Annotated in this window: 21 protein-coding genes; 8 read left to right on the top strand and 13 right to left on the bottom strand. The window is 68.2% G+C overall.

Annotated elements, in window-relative coordinates:
• Nucleotides 1-73 precede the first annotated feature (73 nt).
• On the top strand, nt 74-562 hold the full coding sequence (locus ASG07_RS12200) for a hypothetical protein (RefSeq protein WP_055846737.1): 489 nt from the start codon (nt 74-76) through the stop codon (nt 560-562).
• Here ASG07_RS12200 and ASG07_RS12195 read toward each other — a convergent pair.
• Together ASG07_RS12195 and ASG07_RS12190 are read right to left on the bottom strand one after the other, a co-directional pair.
• On the bottom strand, nt 502-1,431 hold the full coding sequence (locus ASG07_RS12195; protein WP_055846731.1) for an alpha/beta fold hydrolase: 930 nt from the start codon (nt 1,429-1,431) through the stop codon (nt 502-504). The two genes, ASG07_RS12200 and ASG07_RS12195, sit on opposite strands and share 61 nt — an antisense overlap.
• A gap of 112 nt (nt 1,432-1,543) precedes the next feature.
• Complete coding sequence (locus tag ASG07_RS12190) at nt 1,544-2,554, bottom strand: sugar kinase (RefSeq protein WP_055846728.1); 1,011 nt, start codon at nt 2,552-2,554, stop codon at nt 1,544-1,546.
• 122 nt (nt 2,555-2,676) lie between these two features.
• Here ASG07_RS12190 and ASG07_RS12185 point away from each other — a divergent pair, with 122 nt between their 5' ends.
• From ASG07_RS12185 to ASG07_RS12170, 4 genes are read left to right on the top strand one after another with little or no spacing between them, the layout of a single operon-like run.
• Complete coding sequence (locus ASG07_RS12185; protein ID WP_055846725.1) at nt 2,677-3,798, top strand: fumarylacetoacetate hydrolase family protein; 1,122 nt, start codon at nt 2,677-2,679, stop codon at nt 3,796-3,798.
• Nucleotides 3,795-4,541: an SDR family NAD(P)-dependent oxidoreductase gene (locus tag ASG07_RS12180; protein ID WP_055846722.1), complete on the top strand. Its 747-nt coding sequence runs from the start codon at nt 3,795-3,797 to the stop codon at nt 4,539-4,541. Before ASG07_RS12185 ends, ASG07_RS12180 begins: the two co-directional genes overlap by 4 nt.
• A gap of 1 nt (nt 4,542) precedes the next feature.
• Nucleotides 4,543-5,412, top strand: coding sequence for an SMP-30/gluconolactonase/LRE family protein (locus ASG07_RS12175; protein WP_055846719.1), 870 nt, complete (start codon nt 4,543-4,545; stop codon nt 5,410-5,412).
• Between the two features lie 43 nt (nt 5,413-5,455).
• Entirely contained in the window at nt 5,456-6,871 is a 1,416-nt protein-coding gene (locus ASG07_RS12170; RefSeq protein ID WP_055846716.1) for a sugar porter family MFS transporter, read from the top strand.
• Between the two features lie 47 nt (nt 6,872-6,918).
• Here ASG07_RS12170 and ASG07_RS12165 read toward each other — a convergent pair whose 3' ends face one another.
• The 3 genes from ASG07_RS12165 to ASG07_RS12155 are packed head-to-tail and all read right to left on the bottom strand — an operon-like array spanning nt 6,919 to nt 8,175.
• Nucleotides 6,919-7,299, bottom strand: a complete 381-nt coding sequence (locus ASG07_RS12165) for a hypothetical protein (RefSeq protein WP_055846713.1) — start codon at nt 7,297-7,299, stop codon at nt 6,919-6,921.
• 25 nt (nt 7,300-7,324) lie between these two features.
• Nucleotides 7,325-7,744, bottom strand: coding sequence for a hypothetical protein (locus ASG07_RS12160; RefSeq protein ID WP_236694664.1), 420 nt, complete (start codon nt 7,742-7,744; stop codon nt 7,325-7,327).
• A complete protein-coding gene (locus ASG07_RS12155) occupies nt 7,741-8,175 on the bottom strand; it encodes a TIGR01244 family sulfur transferase (protein WP_055846709.1) in 435 nt (144 codons plus the stop codon). Before ASG07_RS12155 ends, ASG07_RS12160 begins: the two co-directional genes overlap by 4 nt.
• A gap of 181 nt (nt 8,176-8,356) precedes the next feature.
• On the opposite strand from ASG07_RS12155, the gene ASG07_RS12150 reads away from it, so the two are divergent.
• Nucleotides 8,357-9,094 carry a hypothetical protein gene (locus tag ASG07_RS12150; protein ID WP_055846705.1) on the top strand — a complete coding sequence of 246 codons (738 nt, stop codon included), beginning with the start codon at nt 8,357-8,359 and terminating at the stop codon, nt 9,092-9,094.
• A gap of 50 nt (nt 9,095-9,144) precedes the next feature.
• Here ASG07_RS12150 and recQ read toward each other — a convergent pair whose 3' ends face one another.
• A complete protein-coding gene (gene recQ, locus ASG07_RS12145) occupies nt 9,145-10,908 on the bottom strand; it encodes a DNA helicase RecQ (RefSeq protein WP_055847110.1) in 1,764 nt (587 codons plus the stop codon).
• Nucleotides 10,909-11,022: 114 nt separating this feature from the next.
• Between recQ and ASG07_RS12140 the strand changes: the two genes are divergently transcribed.
• Nucleotides 11,023-11,295 carry a GNAT family N-acetyltransferase gene (locus ASG07_RS12140; RefSeq protein WP_055846700.1) on the top strand — a complete coding sequence of 91 codons (273 nt, stop codon included), beginning with the start codon at nt 11,023-11,025 and terminating at the stop codon, nt 11,293-11,295.
• Nucleotides 11,296-11,318: 23 nt separating this feature from the next.
• On the opposite strand, the gene ASG07_RS12135 is transcribed toward ASG07_RS12140, so the two are convergent.
• The 3 genes from ASG07_RS12135 to ASG07_RS12125 all read right to left on the bottom strand — a co-directional run bounded on the left by ASG07_RS12135 (nt 11,319) and on the right by ASG07_RS12125 (nt 14,359).
• Nucleotides 11,319-11,891: a hypothetical protein gene (locus ASG07_RS12135; RefSeq protein ID WP_236694663.1), complete on the bottom strand. Its 573-nt coding sequence runs from the start codon at nt 11,889-11,891 to the stop codon at nt 11,319-11,321.
• Nucleotides 11,888-12,466: a ComF family protein gene (locus ASG07_RS12130; RefSeq protein ID WP_055846697.1), complete on the bottom strand. Its 579-nt coding sequence runs from the start codon at nt 12,464-12,466 to the stop codon at nt 11,888-11,890. The genes ASG07_RS12135 and ASG07_RS12130 overlap by 4 nt, the downstream gene beginning before the upstream one ends.
• 78 nt (nt 12,467-12,544) lie before the next feature.
• Complete coding sequence (locus ASG07_RS12125; RefSeq protein WP_055846692.1) at nt 12,545-14,359, bottom strand: ABCB family ABC transporter ATP-binding protein/permease; 1,815 nt, start codon at nt 14,357-14,359, stop codon at nt 12,545-12,547.
• A gap of 136 nt (nt 14,360-14,495) precedes the next feature.
• On the opposite strand from ASG07_RS12125, the gene ASG07_RS12120 reads away from it, so the two are divergent.
• A complete protein-coding gene (locus ASG07_RS12120) occupies nt 14,496-14,726 on the top strand; it encodes a hypothetical protein (protein WP_055846688.1) in 231 nt (76 codons plus the stop codon).
• Here the strand turns inward: ASG07_RS12120 and ASG07_RS12115 are convergent, their stop codons facing one another.
• The 4 genes from ASG07_RS12115 to fliR are packed head-to-tail and all read right to left on the bottom strand — an operon-like array spanning nt 14,727 to nt 18,542.
• The gene (locus ASG07_RS12115) at nt 14,727-15,128 is read right to left on the bottom strand and encodes a flagellar export chaperone FliS (RefSeq protein ID WP_055846685.1); all 402 of its coding nucleotides are present in this window, start codon (nt 15,126-15,128) and stop codon (nt 14,727-14,729) included.
• A 1-nt stretch (nt 15,129) separates the two neighbouring features.
• Nucleotides 15,130-16,587 (bottom strand): flagellar filament capping protein FliD, encoded by a 1,458-nt coding sequence (gene fliD / locus ASG07_RS12110; RefSeq protein WP_055846681.1) that lies wholly within the window; start codon nt 16,585-16,587, stop codon nt 15,130-15,132.
• Between the two features lie 48 nt (nt 16,588-16,635).
• Complete coding sequence (flhB, locus tag ASG07_RS12105) at nt 16,636-17,769, bottom strand: flagellar type III secretion system protein FlhB (RefSeq protein WP_055846677.1); 1,134 nt, start codon at nt 17,767-17,769, stop codon at nt 16,636-16,638.
• Nucleotides 17,769-18,542: a flagellar biosynthetic protein FliR gene (fliR, locus tag ASG07_RS12100; protein WP_082474789.1), complete on the bottom strand. Its 774-nt coding sequence runs from the start codon at nt 18,540-18,542 to the stop codon at nt 17,769-17,771. The genes flhB and fliR overlap by 1 nt, the downstream gene beginning before the upstream one ends.
• Nucleotides 18,543-18,549 lie beyond the last annotated feature (7 nt).

Genomic DNA, 18,549 nt, shown 5'->3' with positions numbered 1-18,549 from the left:
GAAGATGTAGCGGCAAAGAGCCGAAGTCGATGCGCGTGCGTTAGGACGCGCATCGACCCTTCTGGAGACCCCGATGATCCGCGACCTCGCCGAACTGGACCGCATCCGCGCCGAATGTCACTCGCTGGTGACGAAGCGCTCGCTGGCGTCGGCAGGGGCGGCGGTGGTGCCGATCCCCGGTGCGGACATCGTCGCCGACATCGGGCTGCTGACCAACCTGCTGCCCGCGATCAGCACGAAGTTCGGGCTGAACCACGAACAGGTCCAGAAGATGGAGCCGAACATGGCGCAGCAGGTGCTGGTGCTGGCGACCAGCGCCGGCAACACGTTCATCGGCCGCATCGTCACGCGCAAGCTGGTGACGGCGGTGCTGCGCCGGATGGGCGTGCGGATCGCGACCGCGTCGGTGGCGAAGTTCGTGCCGTTCATCGGGTCCGCGGTGGCGGCGACGATCAGCTTCGGTGCGATGAAGCTGGCCGGCGACGCGCATGTCGAGGATTGCTACCGCACCGCCCGCGCGCTGATCGGCGAGCCGGTAACGGCCGCACTGCCCGCGAGGTGATCGAGCAGCCCTGCCGTCACCTCCGGCAGGGCGGCGGGGGCCAGATCGTGCGCCATCGCCTGCACGACCAGCAGCTTGGCCCCCTCGATCCGGCGCGCGAGGTCCTCGCCGTGGCCGAGCGGGATCAGCGGATCGACCGCACCGTGGATCACCAGCGTCGGCGCGACGATGTGCGTCAGCAGCACGGGGCGACCCGTATCGGCGATGATCGCCGCGAGCTGCCGCCGCCCGCCGACCGGATAATGGCCGCGATCGACCGCGCGCGTCGCCTGTAGCGCCAGCGCCTCGACATCGCGCGCGGCCTCGGGGTGGGAGATCAGCGCGAGCGTCGCGATCGTCGCCGCCACCGCCTCGTCGCGGCTCGGCGTTGCGGGCCAGCGCATGACAAGCCGCCGCATCAGCGCCGGGCTGGGCGGTGGCAGGCCGGGCGCGCCGCTGGACGACATGATCGTCGTCAGGCTGGCGACTCGTTCCCGCCAGCCGGCGGCGATATGCTGCGCGATCATCCCGCCCATCGACGCGCCGACGACATGCGCGCGCTCGACCCCCAACGCATCCAGCAGCGCGACCGCATCCGCCGCCATGTCGCGCAGCGTATAGGCGAGCGGAAACGGCATCCGGAGCCGGCTCGCGCCCAGCACCCATAAAGGGTGCAGCGCCGGCGTGCCGTCCAGCCGCGTCGACAGGCCAACGTCGCGATTGTCGTAGCGGACGACGCGATATCCGTCCCCGACCAGCGCGTCGATCAGCGGATCGGGCCACGCGATCAACTGCGTCGCCAGCCCCATGACGAGCAGCACCACCGGTCCCCGCGGGTCGCCGGCTTCCTCGTAATAGAGATCGACGGCGTTGACGTGGACGGTGGGCACTTCGGGGTTCCTCGGGGTCGGAGCGGACGGCCTATACCATCGCCGCCCTCGAAGGGGAGTGCGCAGCAACAGGAAGACGGCCCCGCTATTCCCCTCCCTCGCAGCGGAGGATTTAGCGGCGGACGTCCAGCCCGCCTTCGTGGAACGTCGCCAGTTCGCGGCGGGTGACGAGGCTCTGGTCGCCCGGCGTCGCATGCTTCAGCGCGGCGAGCGCGAGGCCGGTGCGGGCCGCTTCCTCCAGCCCGTGCGGCAGGCCAGCGAGCACGCCGCCGGCAAAGGCGTCGCCGGTGCCGATCCGGTCGACGATGCCGGTGATCTCCACCTCGCCCGTCTCGACCGCCTCGTCCGGCGTGTCGATCCGCGCGGACAGCGTATTGTGGTCGGCATTGTGGACGTGGCGCGTGGTGGTGGCGATGTAGCGCAGCTTCGGAAAGCGTTCGAACGCCGCCAGCGCCGCCGCGCGCCGCCGCTCCGATCCCTCGCCCGGAAAATCGCGGTTCAGCAGCAGGGCGATGTCGCGGTGGCTGCCGAACATCAGGTCGCATCCCTCGATATGCCGCGCAAGAATGGGGGAGGGGGCGTCGCACCAGCGCGCCCACATGCTCGCGCGGAAATTGCCGTCGAACGACACCGGTACGCCGACGGCGTTGGCCGCCGCGATCGCCGCCAGCGCGACCTCCACCATCTGCGGACCGATGGCCGGATTGATGCCCGACAGATGCAGCCGGCCAGCGCCTGCCAGCAATTCCGCCCAGTCATAGGCGTCCGGCGGCGTCTGCGCAAACAGGCTGTTCTCCCGGTCGTAGACGATCGCCGACGCGCGCAGGCCAGCGCCCGGCGTCAGGAAATACAGGCCGAGCCGCCCCGCCGCCCGGCGCACGCGCGTCATGTCGACGCCGTGCCTGCGCATCGCCTCCACCGCGGCATCGCCCAGCGCATCGTCGGGGGCGGCGGACACGATCGCGCTCGGCACGCCCAGCCGGGCCAGCGCGACGGCCACGTTCGCCTCCGCGCCGCCGAAATCGGCGTTGAGCCGTGGCTCCTGAAACAGATGGCCGCGCCCCGGGGCCGACAGCCGCAGCAACAATTCGCCGAAACACACGATCTGACCGGCCGTCGCCATTCGGAATACTCCCCGCTTCGTCTTTATCGAGACGGGCCTATAACCGCGTCGGCGTGCCCTTGACAGCGCCGACAGCGTCGTGTTGGTAGCGCTATCAGCGACGATAGTCGAGTGGAGGGGATATGATGGGCGAGCGTGAGCCCGCGGCGATGCTGCCGGCGGACTGGGAAACGGGAACTTTCCTCGGTCGTATCCAGACTGCGGACGGACCCAGCCCGATCGTCGTGCGCGGTGGCGAGGCGTTCGACATGGCGCGCGTCGCGCCGACGGTATCGGCGCTGGTCGAGGCCGGCGACTTCTCCGGTGCGGGCGGCATTTCGCTCGGTCGCCTCGATCCGGCGGTCCACGACCTGCTCAGCCCGGTCGATCTCCAGTGCGTTAAGGCGTGCGGCGTCACGTTCGCGGTATCGGCGCTGGAACGCGTCATCGAGGAGCGCGCGCGCGGCGACTGGGCAGCGGCGGCGGCGATCCGCACCCGGCTGGAAGAGAGCATGGGCGGATCGATCCGCTCCGTCGTGCCCGGCTCTTCCGAGGCGGCGGCGCTGAAGGCGGCGCTGATCGAGGACGGCTTGTGGTCGCAATATCTGGAGGTCGCGATCGGCCCCGATGCGGAGGTCTTCACCAAGGCGCCGGTGCTGGCGACGGTCGGTGCGGGCGCGGAAATCGGTATCCGCTCCGATTCGGGCTGGAACAACCCGGAGCCGGAGATCGCGTTGCTGGTCGACAGCCGCGGCAACGCGGTCGGTGCGATGCTGGGCAACGACGTGAACCTGCGCGATTTCGAGGGGCGGTCGGCGCTGCTGCTGGGCAAGGCCAAGGACAATAACGCGTCCTGCGCGCTCGGGCCGCTGGTCCGCATCTTCGACGGCAGCTTCACGATCGACGATGTCCGGCAGGCGGAGGTCGGGCTGCGGATCGAGGGCGAGGACGGTTATGTCCTCGAAGGGCGCAGCAACATGGCGGAGATCAGCCGCGATCCGCTGGAACTGGTCAGGCAGACGCTGAGCGAGCATCAATATCCCGACGGTTTCGTGCTGTTCCTGGGCACGCTGTTCGCGCCGGTGCAGGACCGCGACGAGCCGGGTCGCGGTTTCACGCACAAGGTCGGCGACGTGGTCGCGATCGACAGCACCCGCCTCGGGCGGCTGGAGAATCGCGTCGTCACCTCCGCCGATGCCGCGCCGTGGACGGTCGGGATCGGCGCCTTCTATCGCAACCTCGCCGAACGGGGCCTGCTGGCATGAGCCGTGCGATCTATCCCAGCCTGAACGGCAAACGCGTCGTCATCACCGGCGGCGCGACCGGGATCGGCGCGGGGCTGGTCGAGGCGTTCGCGGGGCAGGGCGCACGGGTCGCGTTTCTCGACATAGACGAGGCGGCGGGCGAGGCGCTGGCGGCGCGGCTGGACGGGGCGATCTTCGCGCCCTGCGACCTGCGCGATCTCGATGCGCTGAAGAGGACGCTGGACGGGTTCGCCGGCCGGCTCGGCGGCGTCGACGTGCTCATCAATAACGCCGCGCGCGACGACCGGCATAGCGTCGAGGAGGTCACCCCCGCCTATTGGGACGAGCGGATGGCGACCAACCTGCGCCATCTGTTCTTCGCCGCGCAGGCGGTGGTGCCCGCGATGAAGGCGGCGGGCGGCGGCGCGATCCTCAATTTCGGGTCGATCAGCTGGCATCTCGGCCTGCCCGACCTCGTCCTCTATCAGACCGCGAAGGCCGCGATCGAGGGTCTGACGCGCAGTCTGGCGCGCGATCTGGGCCGCGACAACATCCGCGTCACCACGATCGTGCCGGGCAACGTCCAGACGCCGCGTCAGGAGAAATGGTACACGCCGGAGGGCGAGGCGGAGATCGTCGCCGCCCAGTGCCTCGACGGGCGTATCCAGCCGGTCGACATCGCCGCGCTGGCGCTGTTCCTCGCGTCCGACGATGCGCGTATGTGTACCGGACACGACTATTTCGTCGATGCAGGGTGGCGTTGATATGGTGCGATCGGTCCTGAATGTCGGTGCCACGCTGGGAGAGGGGCCGGTGTGGATCGGCACTCCCGATGCGGGCGCATTGTGGTTCGTCGATATCAAGGCGCACCGCGTCTACCGCTTCGATCCGAAGACGGGCGCGAGCCGCCACTGGCAGGCCCCCGATCAGGTCGGCTGGGTCCTGCCGGCCGAGGGTGGCGGCATGATCGTCGGGGTGAAGACGGGGCTGCACCGCTTCGATCCGGAGACGGGGCGGTTCACGCTGCTCCACGATCCCGAGCCGACGATGCCGAACAACCGCCTGAACGATGCGGCGACGGATTCGAAGGGCCGGCTGTGGTTCGGCAGCATGGACGATAGCGAGGGCAAGGCGACCGGGCGGCTGTATCGCTGCACCGGCGGCGTCTGCCTCGACACCGGCCTGCCGCCGGTATCGATCACCAACGGGCCGGCGATCTCCGCTGATGCGCGGACGCTGTACCATACCGACACCGGTGGCCGGACGATCTGGCGCGTGCCGGTCGACCCGGACGGCACCGTGCTGAAGCCGGAGGTGTTCGTCACGATCGAGGACGGCGCGGGCTATCCGGATGGGTCGGTATGCGATGCGGAGGATCATGTCTGGGTCGGCCTGTATGGCGGACACGGCGTGCGCCGCTACGACCCGGCGGGGAAGCTGGTGCACAGCATCAAGCTGCCGGTCGCGAACGTCACAAAGATGGCGTTCGGCGGCCCCGGCCTGCGCACCGCCTATGCGACGACGGCGCGACAGGGGCTGGATGCGGCGGCGCTGAAGGAGCAGCCGCTGGCCGGCAACCTCTTCACCTTCGACCCCGGGGTGGCGGGCGTGCCGGCGACCCCGGCGAAGATCTGACGACGAACGAACAAGCAAAAAACATCATCAGGAGCGGGACGGGATGGCAAGGGACCTGGGCGACCAGCGCGTAAACATCGGCTTCATCGCCGCGATCGTCGCGGTGGCGACGATCGGCGGCTTCATGTTCGGGTATGACTCGGGCGTCATCAACGGCACCCAGAAGGGGCTGGAGGCGGCGTTCGATCTCGGCAAGCTGGGGATCGGTGTTAATGTTGGCGCGATCCTGATCGGATCGTCGATCGGCGCGTTCGGCGCCGGGCGGCTGGCCGACCGGATCGGCCGGCGCGGCGTGATGATGATGTCGGCGATCCTGTTCCTCGTCAGCGCGCTGTTGGCAGGGGCCGCGAGCAGCTCCGCGATCTTCATCTTCGCACGCATCATCGGCGGTCTGGGCGTCGGCGCGGCCAGCGTCATCTCCCCCGTCTACATCTCCGAAGTCACACCCGCGTCGATCCGCGGCCGGCTGTCGTCGGTGCAGCAGGTGATGATTATCTCCGGCCTGACCGGCGCGTTCGTCGCGAACTTCGCGCTGGCGCGCTACGCTGGCGGGTCGACCGCCGACTTCTGGCTGGGGTATGAGGCGTGGCGCTGGATGTTCTGGCTGCAGGCGATTCCGGCCGCGATCTATCTGTTCGCACTGCTCATCATCCCGGAAAGCCCGCGCTATCTGGTCGCCAAGGGCCGCGATGCCGACGCGCACGCCGTGCTGACGCGGCTGTTCGGATCGGACGAGGCGGATCGCAAGGTCGCCGAGATCCGCGGCTCGCTGGCCGCCGATCATCACAAGCCCAAACTGTCCGATCTGGTAGACAAGACCACGGGCAAGATCCGCCCGATCCTGTGGGCGGGCATCGGGCTGGCCGTGTTCCAGCAGCTCGTCGGCATCAACGTCGTCTTCTACTACGGCGCGACGCTGTGGGAGGCGGTCGGTTTCACCGAGGACAACGCGCTCCAGATCAACATCCTGTCGGGCGTGCTGTCGATCGGCGCATGCCTGTTCACGATCGCGACCGTCGACCGGATCGGTCGCAAGCCGCTGTTGCTGGTCGGGTCGGCCGGCATGGCGGTGACGCTGGCGGTGGTCGCCTGGGCATTCTCCACCGCGGTCACCGATGCGGCGGGCGCGGTCAGCCTGCCGGGCAATAACGGCGTCATCGCGCTGGTCGCGGCGAACCTCTACGTCATCTTCTTCAACGCCAGCTGGGGCCCCGTCATGTGGGTGATGCTGGGCGAGATGTTCCCGAACCAGATTCGCGGTTCGGGGCTGGCGGTGGCCGGTTTCGCGCAGTGGATCGCGAACGCCGCGATCTCCGTCAGCTTCCCGGCGCTGGCAGTGTCGCCGGGGCTGGCCGTCACCTATTTCGGTTATGCGTTCTTCGCCGCCGTGTCGTTCTTCTTCGTCCGCGCGATGGTCAACGAGACGCGCGGTCGCGAACTGGAGGACATGCAGGGCTGATCGTCCTGCCGCCGGGTCCGTCGCGCGACGGACCCGGCGCCCCGGTCCTACCGGCCCCAGCCGCCGTTCCGCCGCCGCGCGATCATCGGGCGAAAGCGGACGCCCAGGCAGATGATCGTCGGCCACAGCAGCGTGTTGACGATATCCAGCGTCGTATCGGGCCAGCGCCACGATCCGAACTGCAACCGGTCCATGATCTCGTTGAACGCCTCCGCGACGATCACCACCGACAGCGGCACCAGACTGCCCAGCGACCGCCGCGTGACGACCCGCGCCAGCATCAGCACCGCCATGCCGGCGTGGATGTGCAGGATCGTGTCGGGCAGGCCGGTACCGTCACCGATCCAGTCGATGAACTGATGCCACAGGCCGGGCAGGGTGTGCGGGCCGGGCCGGCTGACCCAGTGAACGGCATTGTGCGCTATCATACGTGCCGGCCTAACGCCGTTGCCGTCACAACGCTATGTGGCGTGGCGCCAGTCGCCGGATATCGAGGACGTTCACGCCCGCCAGCCGGACCTCGCCCAACTGGCGATCGCCGGTTTCGACCAGGATGCCGTCGGCGGTGGAGCGGACCGTGCGCCACATCACCTCCCGCGCGACGAGGCCGCGGCCCAGTCGCTTGACCGCCGCGACGCGCCCGTCGCCGCTGACCGCCAGCGCGCCGCCACCATCCGCCCCCACGACCGCGCCGGTGACCGCAAAGCCCTGCAACGCCGCCTCGCAAGCGGCGGCGGCGTCCTCCGGGCTTTCGATCCGGGCAGGGCGGCGGGATCGTACGAACAGCAGCACGCCGACCGCCAGCGCGATCAGCACCGCCGCCGCGACCCCGATCTGGACCGGCATCACGCCGTTCGCCATATCGGCGATCATTCCGGTCCGGGACCTGCCAGCGCGTCGAGCATCGGCCGGATGCCTGCCAGATCATATCCCGCACCGGCGGCCTGCGCGGTCAGCAGACCCGGGTCGCGCCCCGCCTTCGCGGCGGCCAGCGCCCACAGATTGCAACTGCGCGTGCCCGACCGGCAATAGGCCAGCACCGGACCGTCCGCCGCAGTCAGCGCCGCCGCCATCGCATCCAGTTGCGGGTGGGAAAAGCCCGCCGCCGTCACCGGGATCGCGGTATAGGTCATGCCCGCCGCTTCCGCCGCCGCGCGCAGGGCGTCGCCCGCGGGCTGACCGGATTCCTCGTCGTCGGGCCGGTTGTTGACGATCGCGACATAGCCTGCGGCCTTGATCGCGGGGACGTCTTCGGGACGGATCTGGGGAGCGACGGCGAAACTGTCGTTGAGCGGACGGATCATGGCCGCGCCCTATCGCATCGGATGCCCCCCGTCAGCCCTTCGTCGACGATAATGCACCGTGCACCCCGCGCCGGCGAATACCGGATCGGGACGAAGATGTCGGAGCGAACCGGGTTACCGGATTGACGGAAAGCAACTTTTGGCGCTTGGGCGGTGTAGATTGTCAGGAGGGGGAATCATCATGGAAGACGACGACGACGAGATCGAAATGAATCCGTCCGGCAACTGGTCGGCGATGAACAGCGTCTTCAAATATGACGGTGGCAACACGCTGGCTTCCCGCGCCATGCACGGGCATGTGTCGAAGGTGATGGCGGGCGCGTCGGTGGCGACCTCGGCCGTGGGCCAGGCGCATCACCTGACGATGTTCGGCGTCGCCGGTGCCGCCGCGCTCGGCGCCGGTACGGCCGGCATCGGACTGGCGGTCGCCGGCGGGGCCATGTCGGTGATCGGCATCGGCACGTCCGCGGTATCGCTGTTCAAGACGGCCGCGCATATCGATGCGCTGGAGGACCTGAAGGCGCGCGGCTCGATGAAGCACCATTGCAACTGCAAGACGCGCGACTTCGGCAACCAGATGTCGGACGATCACGACGCGATCTTCAACACCGTGCTGCCCTATATCATCGCCAAGAAGAAGGCGAAGCGGAACAAGAAGGGCGTGGGCACGATGGGCCTGTCGTTGGGCACCAGCGCTCATCGGCTGGGCAAGGCGATCTACAAGTCGGTCAAGGGCACGAAGGGCAAGAACCGCAGCTTCTATGCCGAAGTGCTGGCGCGGCATGCGGTGACGCACGAATGCGATCTGGTCGCCGGGATCGTGTCGGAGCTTTACACCGGGCAGGATTATCTGGCGATCCGCTCGATGCGGTCCGATCAGGCCGCCGTGCTGATCGCGGCAAAGATGAAGTCGGTCTAGCCAGAACCGGAACGGCGTCCCCCTCCCCGTCAGGCGGAGGGGGCGTGCGTTCAGCCCGCGTCGCGGATCACCTGCAGGAAGGCGTCGCCGTACGCGTCCAGCTTGCGCGCGCCGATCCCCGACAGCAGCGACAGCGCCGCCCGGCTGTTCGGCCGTTGCGCCGCCATGTCGCGCAGCGTCGAATCGTGGAAGATGACATAGGGCGGCACCCCCGCCTCCTTCGCAAGATCCCGGCGGCAAGCGCGCAGCGCCTCGAACAGGGGATTGTCCGCCGCGTTCGCCGTGACGGGCGTGCCACGCCGCCGCCGCTCGCGCTTGGGCGGTACGATGACGGACAGCGCCGCCTCACCCTTCAGCAGCGGCTTCGCACCCGGCCCGAATTCCAGCCCGCCATGCGCGTTCGTCCTCAGCGCGTCGCGCAGCAGCAGCGCGCGCACCACCGGCTTGACCAGCGCCGCCTCGTCCGCCGTCGCGATGCCCCACACCGACAGCGCCTCGTGCCCGTTGGTCAGGCTGCGCTCGGTCGACTGGCCCAGCAGCACCTGTTCGACATAGCCCGCGCCGAACAACTGCCCCGTGCGGAACACGGCCGACAGGAACTTGCGTGCCGTCTCCGTCGCGTCGACCGCATCGCTGGAGCCGAGGCAATTGTCGCAATTGCCGCAGTCTTCGGTCGGGTTCTCGCCGAAATGCTTCAGCAGGATACGGCGGCGACAGCCCCCCGTCTCGACCAGCGCTCCCAGCGCGGCGAGGCGGGTCCGCTCCCCCGCCTGACGCTCCGGCTCGACCTCGCCGATCCGCTGGCGGGCGCGGGCGAAATCCTCCGCCCCCCAGAACAGGTGCGCGACCGAGGGATCGCCGTCGCGCCCGGCGCGGCCGGTTTCCTGATAATAGGCTTCGATCGATTTCGGCAGCCCGGCATGCGCGACGAAGCGCACGTCCGGCTTGTCGATCCCCATCCCGAATGCGACCGTGGCGCAGATCACCATATCCTCGCTCGCGACGAAATCCGCCTGGTTGCGCGCGCGGATCGCCGGGTCGAGGCCGGCATGATAGGCGCGTGTCGGCCGACCGGTCCGCGCCAGTTGCTCCGCCAGCTTCTCGGTCGCGGCGCGGGTCTGGGCATAGACGATGCCGGGGCCGGGATTGGCGGCGATCAGATCGGCGATCTGCCGCGAAATCGTGTCGCGGGCGGAGATGCTGTAGCGGATATTCGGCCGGTCGAAGCCGGACACGATCATCCCGTCGGTCGGAATGCCGAGCTGCCTGGCGATGTCCGCCCGCGTGTGTGCGTCGGCGGTCGCGGTCAGCGCCAGCCGCGGCACCTCCGGGAACGCCTCCATCAACGGACCGAGCAGGCGATAGTCCGGGCGGAAGTCGTGCCCCCATTCGCTGACGCAATGCGCCTCGTCGATCGCGAACAGCGACAGCTTCGTCTGCATCAGCAGGTCGCGGAAATGCGTGCCCGACGCCCGCTCCGGCGCGACGTAGAGAAGGTCCAGCTCGCCCGCCTTCAGCCGGGCGATCGTCTCGGCGCGGTTCTCGTCCACCGACGTCAGCGTCGCCGCGCGGATGCCGACGGCGGTCGCGGCGCGCAACTGGTCGTGCATCAGCGCGATCAGCGGCGACACGACGACGCACGTCCCCTCCAGCATGACGGACGGCAACTGGTAGCAGAGCGACTTGCCAGCACCGGTCGGCATGACCGCCAGCGTCCGCTCGCCATCCAGCACGCGCTCCACCACATCCGCCTGGACGCCGCGAAACGCGGGGAAACCGAAAACCTTGCTGAGAATGGGGAGGGGATCGAGCATCGTCGTCGGCGCATGTAGCGACGCCGGCCCGCCGGGTCGAGGTTTGCGGTCGGCCTCCCCGGCGCTTTGCCAGGACGGGTTGAATGGCATGCGGGCGAGGGGCATCTAGCCTGGATGAACGAAGTACGCGACAACCGGGCCGAGCAGGAATTCACGCTGGAGGTGGACGGCGAGCGCGCCGTCGCCGCCTATCAGCTCTATGGCGACGAGATCGTCTTCACCCACACCGTCGTACCGCCGGCGATCGAGGGGCGCGGCGTCGGCAGCCGTCTGATCCGCGTCGCGCTCGATAGCGCCCGCGACCGCGGGCTGAAGGTCTTGCCGCAATGTCCCTTCGTCGCCGACTTCATCCGCAAACATCCGGGATACCGCGATCTGGTGGGTTAAACTGCCGATCCGATCCGGCGCCTTCAGAACGCCAGCGCACCCTGACGATGACGGAGCGCGCCGATGCGCTCGCTCAGGCGCATCTTCTGTTCCGCCTTCTCACGAGCCGATATGGACATCACGGCCACCAGTCGATCCAGCCCGTCCAGATCGGATATGGTCAGGAACTCGCTGGCCTTGTTCACGAAGACGACGGACGTCTTGGTCTGGCCGAGGAGTTCGATCACGTTCGTCAGGGTGCCTGTGCTGCGCGAGTCCCAGATCATCAGGCCATAATCCGCGGCCTCTGCCATCGCGATGTCCTTGGCGGTGAACCAGCGGCGCGTGCCCGGCGGCGCATCCGGATAGATGTTTTCGACCGGCCAGCCTCCGACGTTGTTCCGCGGTTCGTCGCCGCTGCAATATACGGTGACCGAGCGGGCCTCATGATCCGCGAGCACGCGCTGGATCGCCGTATCGGCTCCGTCGGCGTCTCCGACGACGACGGCCATGTCACGCTCGACCACACTGGCGATCCGTTCGCAGACCGCGGGTTGAAGGCGGCTGATGGCGATCGATCCGGCGATGAACACGGTCTGGCTTCGCAACATCGTCATCTCCAGCTGATCGCCGCCACATAGATCCTGCCGACCTTTCCAGACTTCCTCAAGGCTGCGCAAGCCGCGTGGAGCGATGCTCCGGTATGGATCAGATCGTCGACCAACAGGATGTCGGACGGCCCGGCGCTCATCCCCGCGTCGTGGATGGAGAAGACGCCGGCCAGGACCGCATCCTTCTCTTCGCGCGTGTTGAGGTTCTTGAGCTGTGGCGTCGATCCCTTCTGCAACAGGCCGAGGTCGACCGGGCGACCGAGTTGCCTGGCCACTTCGATCGCGAGTTCCGTAACGGGTTGACGGGCACGGACGGTCGAGGCCGGCATCGGGACGATCAGGTCGATCTTGGCGAAAGCTGCTTTGGCACCGTTGGCCATCGCAGAACCCAGCGATGCGATATTTCCCCAGCCTTCGCGGTATTTAAGCTGGAACAGCGCCTCCCCGATTTCCGTCCGGGTCGTGTCGAACTGGGGGTGCCCATTGTCGTCGTCACCCAGGTACACGCTCGACAATGTGTGCTTGTCCAGCGCGAAACCCTTGTCCCAATTGCCGGTGATCGCCTTCGGATTGACCTTCATGTCCTGCTCCCTTTGGGAGACCGGTATGAAGTTCGGTCCGGGGCCGCTCAAATCCAACCTGCTCCGTTTCGGAGCAGGTTATTCCGCCGCCAGTGCCTCATCGCGTTCGCGGGCCTGGCGGGTCCACATCTCCGCGTACAGCCCGCCGCGCCTCAGCAGTTCGGCATGGGTGCCGCGCTCCGCCACCCGGCCGTGGTCGAGCACGGCGATCTGGTCTGCGTCGACCACGGTCGACAGGCGGTGCGCGATGACGATCGTGGTGCGGCCGCGCTCCACCGCCTCCAGCGTCGCGAGGATGTCCGCCTCGGTGCGGCTGTCAAGCGCGCTGGTCGCCTCGTCGAGGATCAGGATCGGCGGGTTCTTCAGCAGGGTGCGGGCAATCGCCACACGCTGTTTTTCGCCGCCCGACAGCTTCAGCCCGCGTTCGCCGACCCGCGTGTCGTAGCCGTCAGGCTGGCGTTCGATGAAGCCGGCGATCGCCGCACCCTCGGCGGCGCGCGCGACCTCGTCCGGGCCGGCACCCTCGCGGCCATAGGCGATGTTGTAGCCGATCGTGTCGTTGAACAGCACGGTGTCCTGCGGCACGATCCCGATCGCGGCGCGCAGGGACGCCTGAGTTACAGTGGCGATATCCTGTCCGTCGATCGTGATCCGGCCCGCGCCGACATCGTAGAACCGGTACAGGAGCCGGGCGAGCGTCGACTTGCCCGCGCCGGACGGGCCGACCACCGCCAGCGTCGTGCCGGCGGGGACGTCGATGTCGAGGCCGTCGAGGATCGGGCGGCCCTTGTCATAGCCGAAGCCGACCCCCTCGAACCGGACGTGCCCGCGCGCCACGTTCAGCGGCGTTGCACCGGGGGCGTCGGTCACGTCGGCGGGCGTATCGACCAGCGCGAACATGCTCGCCATGTCGATCACGCCCTGACGGATCGTGCGATACACCATGCCGAGCAGGTCGAGGGGGCGGAACAGCTGCGCCAGCAGCGTCGATACGAACACCACGTCGCCCGCCGAGAACGCGCCCCGGCTCCAGCCCCAGGCGACATAGGCCATGCCGCCGCCGAGCATCAGGTTGGTGATGAGCGCCTGACCGATGTTGAGCCATGCCAGCGAGTTCTCGGACTTGGTCGCGGCCCTGGCATAGGCGTCGACGGCACGCTCGTAGCGGCGGGCCTCGCGCTCCTCAGCGCCGAAATACTTCACCGTCTCGAAATTCAGCAGCGAGTCGACCGCATGCGCGACCGCGCCGGTGTCGAGGTCGTTCATCTGCGTGCGCAGCGCATTGCGCCAGTCGGTGACCTTGCGCGTGAACCAGATGTAGATCGCGACCATCGCGACGGTGGCGGCGACCAGCCACGGCCCGAAACTGTGCCAGAAGATCCCGAGCACCAGCGCCAGTTCGAGAATCGTCGGCGCGATGTTGAACAGGATGAAGTACAGCATCGTATCGATGCTTTTCGTCCCGCGCTCGACCACCTTGGTCACCGCGCCGGTCCGCCGTTCGAGGTGGAAGCGCAGCGACAGCGCGTGCAGATGGCGGAACACATCCGCCGCCAGCCGTCGCGTCGCGTCCTGCCCGACGCGCTCGAACACCGCGTTGCGCAGATTGTCGAACAGGGTCGTCGAGAAGCGGGACGCAGCATAGGCGATCACCAGCAGGATGACGATCGTCGCCAGTCCGCGGTCGCCCACCGCCATGCGGTCGACCGCGTATTTCAGCGTGTAGGCGGCGCCGAACACCTGCACCAGCTTGGAGCAGACGACGAGCAGCATCGCCGCCACGATCCGCGCGCGCAGCATCGGCTCCCCCGCCGGCCACAGATAGGGCAGGAACCGGCGGAGCGTGGGGATCAGCGGCTGGTCGGGACCGGCGGTCGGGAAAGATGGCGGCATTGATGCCCCATGTCGTGCACCCGGAGCCTGCGCGCAACACCCGGCGTCTTCATCGCCCTGTCAAGCGCGGCCCGGCGACCGACGGAACCCGTTCGCCGCATCGACGGTTGGATAGGGCAGGATGGGAGACGCTTGTATGACTCCGATGTTCTTCGTGATGGCGATCCTCGGCTGCGGTGACGGTAACACCGAGTGTACCGAGGCGCGCATCGTTCCGGCCCGCTATGCGACAATGGCCCAGTGCCGCGCCGCACTGCCCGACCAGCTCGCCCGGAACACCGACGTACCCTATCCGATGATCGGTGCGGATTGCCGTCGCTCCGGCGCGCAGATCGTCAAGGCAGACGCATCGACGCCGAAGGGCTGATTACCCGCCCGACGCCGTGCGCCATGCCGTTGCGATCTCGTCGAGCGTATCGGCGGTCGACCGGAACGGTGCGGGGTCCTCGCCGATCGAGGCGTTTACGATGGTGCGGCGCGCGCCGGCATACATGCGGGCCAAGGTCTTCGACACCTCGCCGCCCTTTTCGAAATCCAGTCCGGACTCCAGCGCGAACAGGATCGCGGTGGCGCGCGTGACGCGATCGCTCTTCACGCGGTACTGGCGCTGCTCGGCGGCATAGGCGGCGGCGCGAAGCGCGGCGACCAGTTCGCTGTAGAGGAGTTGCACCAGCGCCGGGCCGGTCGCCGCCTGCGCGGTGCGGCCGGCGGCGTCGATCTCGCGATAGGTGGACCAGGGGTCGCGGAGGAGGGTGGAAGCATAGGCCATGTCAGCTGCTCTTGTTCCAGGCGGCGATCTGGTTGGTCATGAACGCCTGCGTCGCCTTGTAGGCGGCGACGCGCGCATCCATCGCGGCATATTGTTTGGTCAGGCGATCCGATGCGGCGGTCGACTGATCGGTGATCTTCGACTTCGCCGTGGTCAGATCGGTCTGCGCCTTGGCATAGCGGGCGGCCGACGCATCGAGGCCGGCGGTCTTGTTGGTCAGGCGCGTCGCCACCGCGGAGAACGCCGCCGACAGGCCGCCGCCACTGGGCCCGGCCCCGTCCCGGAACAGCGCCTCCACGCCCGCAGGGTCGTTGGCCATCATCTTGTTCAGCCTGGCGGTGTCGACGCTCAGGCTGCCGTCCCGACTGGTCGACACGCCGATGTCGGCCAGCGTCTGCGGCCCGCCCGTCGTTGAGTTCGCCAGCGTCGTCGTCGTCAGCACGGCCAGCGAACGCTTGATGTCGATCGCGCTGCCGTCGCTCTTCAGCGAGCCGGTGTTGATGTTGGTTTCTTCCTTCACCATCGTCAGCAACTGGTTGAAGGTTTCGACGAAGTCGCTCAGTCCCTGGCTGATCGCGGTGCCGGGCGCCGTGGAGCCCAGCGTCACGGCTGACGGCGAGGTGGAGACGAGGTTCAGCTTCACGCCGTCGATCAGGTCGTCGATCGCGTTGCTCGACCGGCTGTACCGCGCACCATCCATGACCACGACCGAGTTCTTCGCCGCGGTGCCGACGGTCGCACCGCCCGACAGGCCGCCCGTGGCCGGACCTACCGCCAGCGTCGTCAGTTCGGCCTGATCGGCGTTCCCGCCGGTCTGGTCCACGGCAATCTCGAACGCCTGATCCGCCCCCGACGCGCCCTTGATCGTCAGGCGGACGCCGTTGCCGTCGTTGACCAGTTGCGTCTGAAGGCCGGTCTGCTTCGTGATCTGCTGCGCGATATCGCCCAATGTCGCGCCGTCGGCGACGGTGATCGGCACCGTCTTCGCCGCCGTCAGCGTGCCGGTGCCGTTGTAATTGCCGATCGCGACGGTCAGCGTGCCGCCCTTGAATCCCTTCGTCGCGGCGACCGGAGTATCGGTGGTCGCGGCCTGCGCCTGCGCCAGCGTCTCCACGGTGATGGTCGCGGACAGTTTCGGCGACACCGCGCCGCCGGTCTTTGTCGTCGCGGTCAGGACGCTGGGGTTGGAGCTTTGCGGCGTGGTCGCCAGCGTGCCGCCCTTCACCAGCGATTTCAGCGCGCTGTCGAAACCGCTGACCGCGCTCTTCAGCTTGGCGATGCTGCTGATCTGCGACGTCAGCGTGTCGCCCTTGCTGGTCATCTGCGCGGTCTTGGCGGCGAACTGCGCCTGCACCAGACTGGCGACGAGCGCCTTGGTATCGACGCCGGTGCCGACACCCAGCGAGGTGGCGAGCGTGGCGGTGGCACTGGTGCCGCTGGTCGCTGTCGTCGTGGCCATCTGCCGCTCCTGTGTTCATTCCGGTAAACGACCGATGACCGGCCGGCTTTAGGATTGTTTGATGCCGTTTTCGTCGAACCGCGCGGTCGGCGGCACGTCGATCCGCGGCTGCGGCGGGGCTCCTCCTCCGGCGGCGGCGTTGAGGCCGAAAACGAAGGCGAGCACGGCGGCGATGGCGACGTACAGATCGTCGCGCACCTCCTGCCCCTCGCGGCTGGTGTAATAGACGGCGCGGGCGAGGGCGGGATACTCCAGGATCGGCACCTGCGCCGTTCCCGCGAATTCGCGGATCGCCAGCGCGAGGGCGCCGCGGCCCTTGGCGACGACCACCGGCACCTGATCGCGGCCCCGGTCATAGCGAAGGGCGACCGCGAAATGCGTCGGGTTGGTCAGGATGACGTGCGCCTCCGCCACCGCCGCGCGCGCGCCGCCGGACAGCATCGCACGCTGGCGCGCGCGCATATGGCCCTTCGCCTCCGCATTGCCCTCGCTGTCCTTGTGCTCGTCCTTGATCTCCTGCTTCGTCATCTTCAGCTTGCTCAGGCGCTGGATGATCTGGAGCGGGATATCGATGCCGGCGATCGCGAACAGGCCGAGCGACATCGCGATCAGGATGCCGGTGAAGGTGCCGCCGACCTGCCCCAGCGCGTCCTGAAGATTGGACGACGACAGCCCCAGCGTCGACCGGGACGCCTTCATCAGCATGTAGCCGCCGATGCTGCCGAGCAGGATGACCTTGAGCAGCGATTTGCCGAGTTCGATCCAGCCGTGCGAGCCGAAGATGCGCTTCAGTCCCGCGGCGGGGCTGATGCGGCTGAACTTGGGCGCCATCAGCCCGCCGTTGAAGCCGACATTGCCCAGCATCATGCCGCTGACGATCGCGGCGGCCATGCTGACCGCGAACAGCGACGCCATCGGCATCGCCAGTCGCCAGCCCGCCTCCGCCAGCGGGCGCCAGGGCGAAAACTCCTCCACGTCGCCGCGCCCGAACTGGAAGCTGGCGGACATCACCTCCTTGCACGCGGCGAGCAGGGCGGGGCCCATGAACACCACCCACGCGACGCCGGCCAGCACGACGAATGCGGTCGCCAGATCGCGGGACCGCAGGACATTGCCGTCCTCGACCGCCTTTTCCTGGCGGCGTTGGGTTGGGGCTTCTGTCTTTTCGCCGCCCTCCGACATCAGCCGAGCACCAGCGTCTGGACCGCGCCCAGGCTCTCGGAGATGATGATGAGCATGTAATCGCCCATCGCCGGGAAGGCGATCGCCAGCGCGATGACGCCGACCGCGAGGCTGGCCGGCATGCCGACGGAGAACAGGTTGAGGGCCGGTGCCGCGCGGCTCATCATGCCGACGACGATGTTCAGGCAGAGCAGCAGGAAACCTACCGGCAGCGCCAGCAACAGTCCCGCGAGAAACGCATAGCCGCCGAAGAACGCGATCGCCTTCAGCTTTTCCGCGCCCAGCCACGCCTGACCGGGCGGCAGCGCGTCATAGCTCTTCACCAGCATGTCGACGAGGACGAGGTGCCCGTCGAGCGACAGGAACAACAGCGTCAGCATCACCGAGAAGAACTGGCCGAGCGCGGGGGTCGACTTGCCGTTCTGCGGATCGATCGAGGAGGCGAAGCCGATGCCCATCGACCCGCCGATGATCTCGCTGGCGATCAGCGGTCCGGCGAACGCGACCTGCAGGATGAAGCCCATCGAGAACCCGACCAGCGCCTCGGCCGCGACCGACACGAAGGTGGTGACGGAAAAGACGGAAGGCGGCGGCACGATCGGATGCGCGGCGAGGACGAGGATGCCGATCGCCCCGGTCAGCGACACGCGCACGACCAGCGGCAACGCCACCGCCCCGAACACGGGAGCCGCGATGAACGCCGCCCCGATCCGCACCATGACGAAGATCAGCGCCCAGAGCTGCGGCTCGATGGCGAGGCCGAATCCTAGCACGCCGCGG

Source organism: Sphingomonas sp. Leaf343 (genome assembly GCF_001423765.1).
Taxonomy (GTDB): domain Bacteria; phylum Pseudomonadota; class Alphaproteobacteria; order Sphingomonadales; family Sphingomonadaceae; genus Sphingomonas.
Note: the sequence above shows the minus strand (reverse complement) of the source record. Positions and strands in the feature narration are given on the sequence as shown.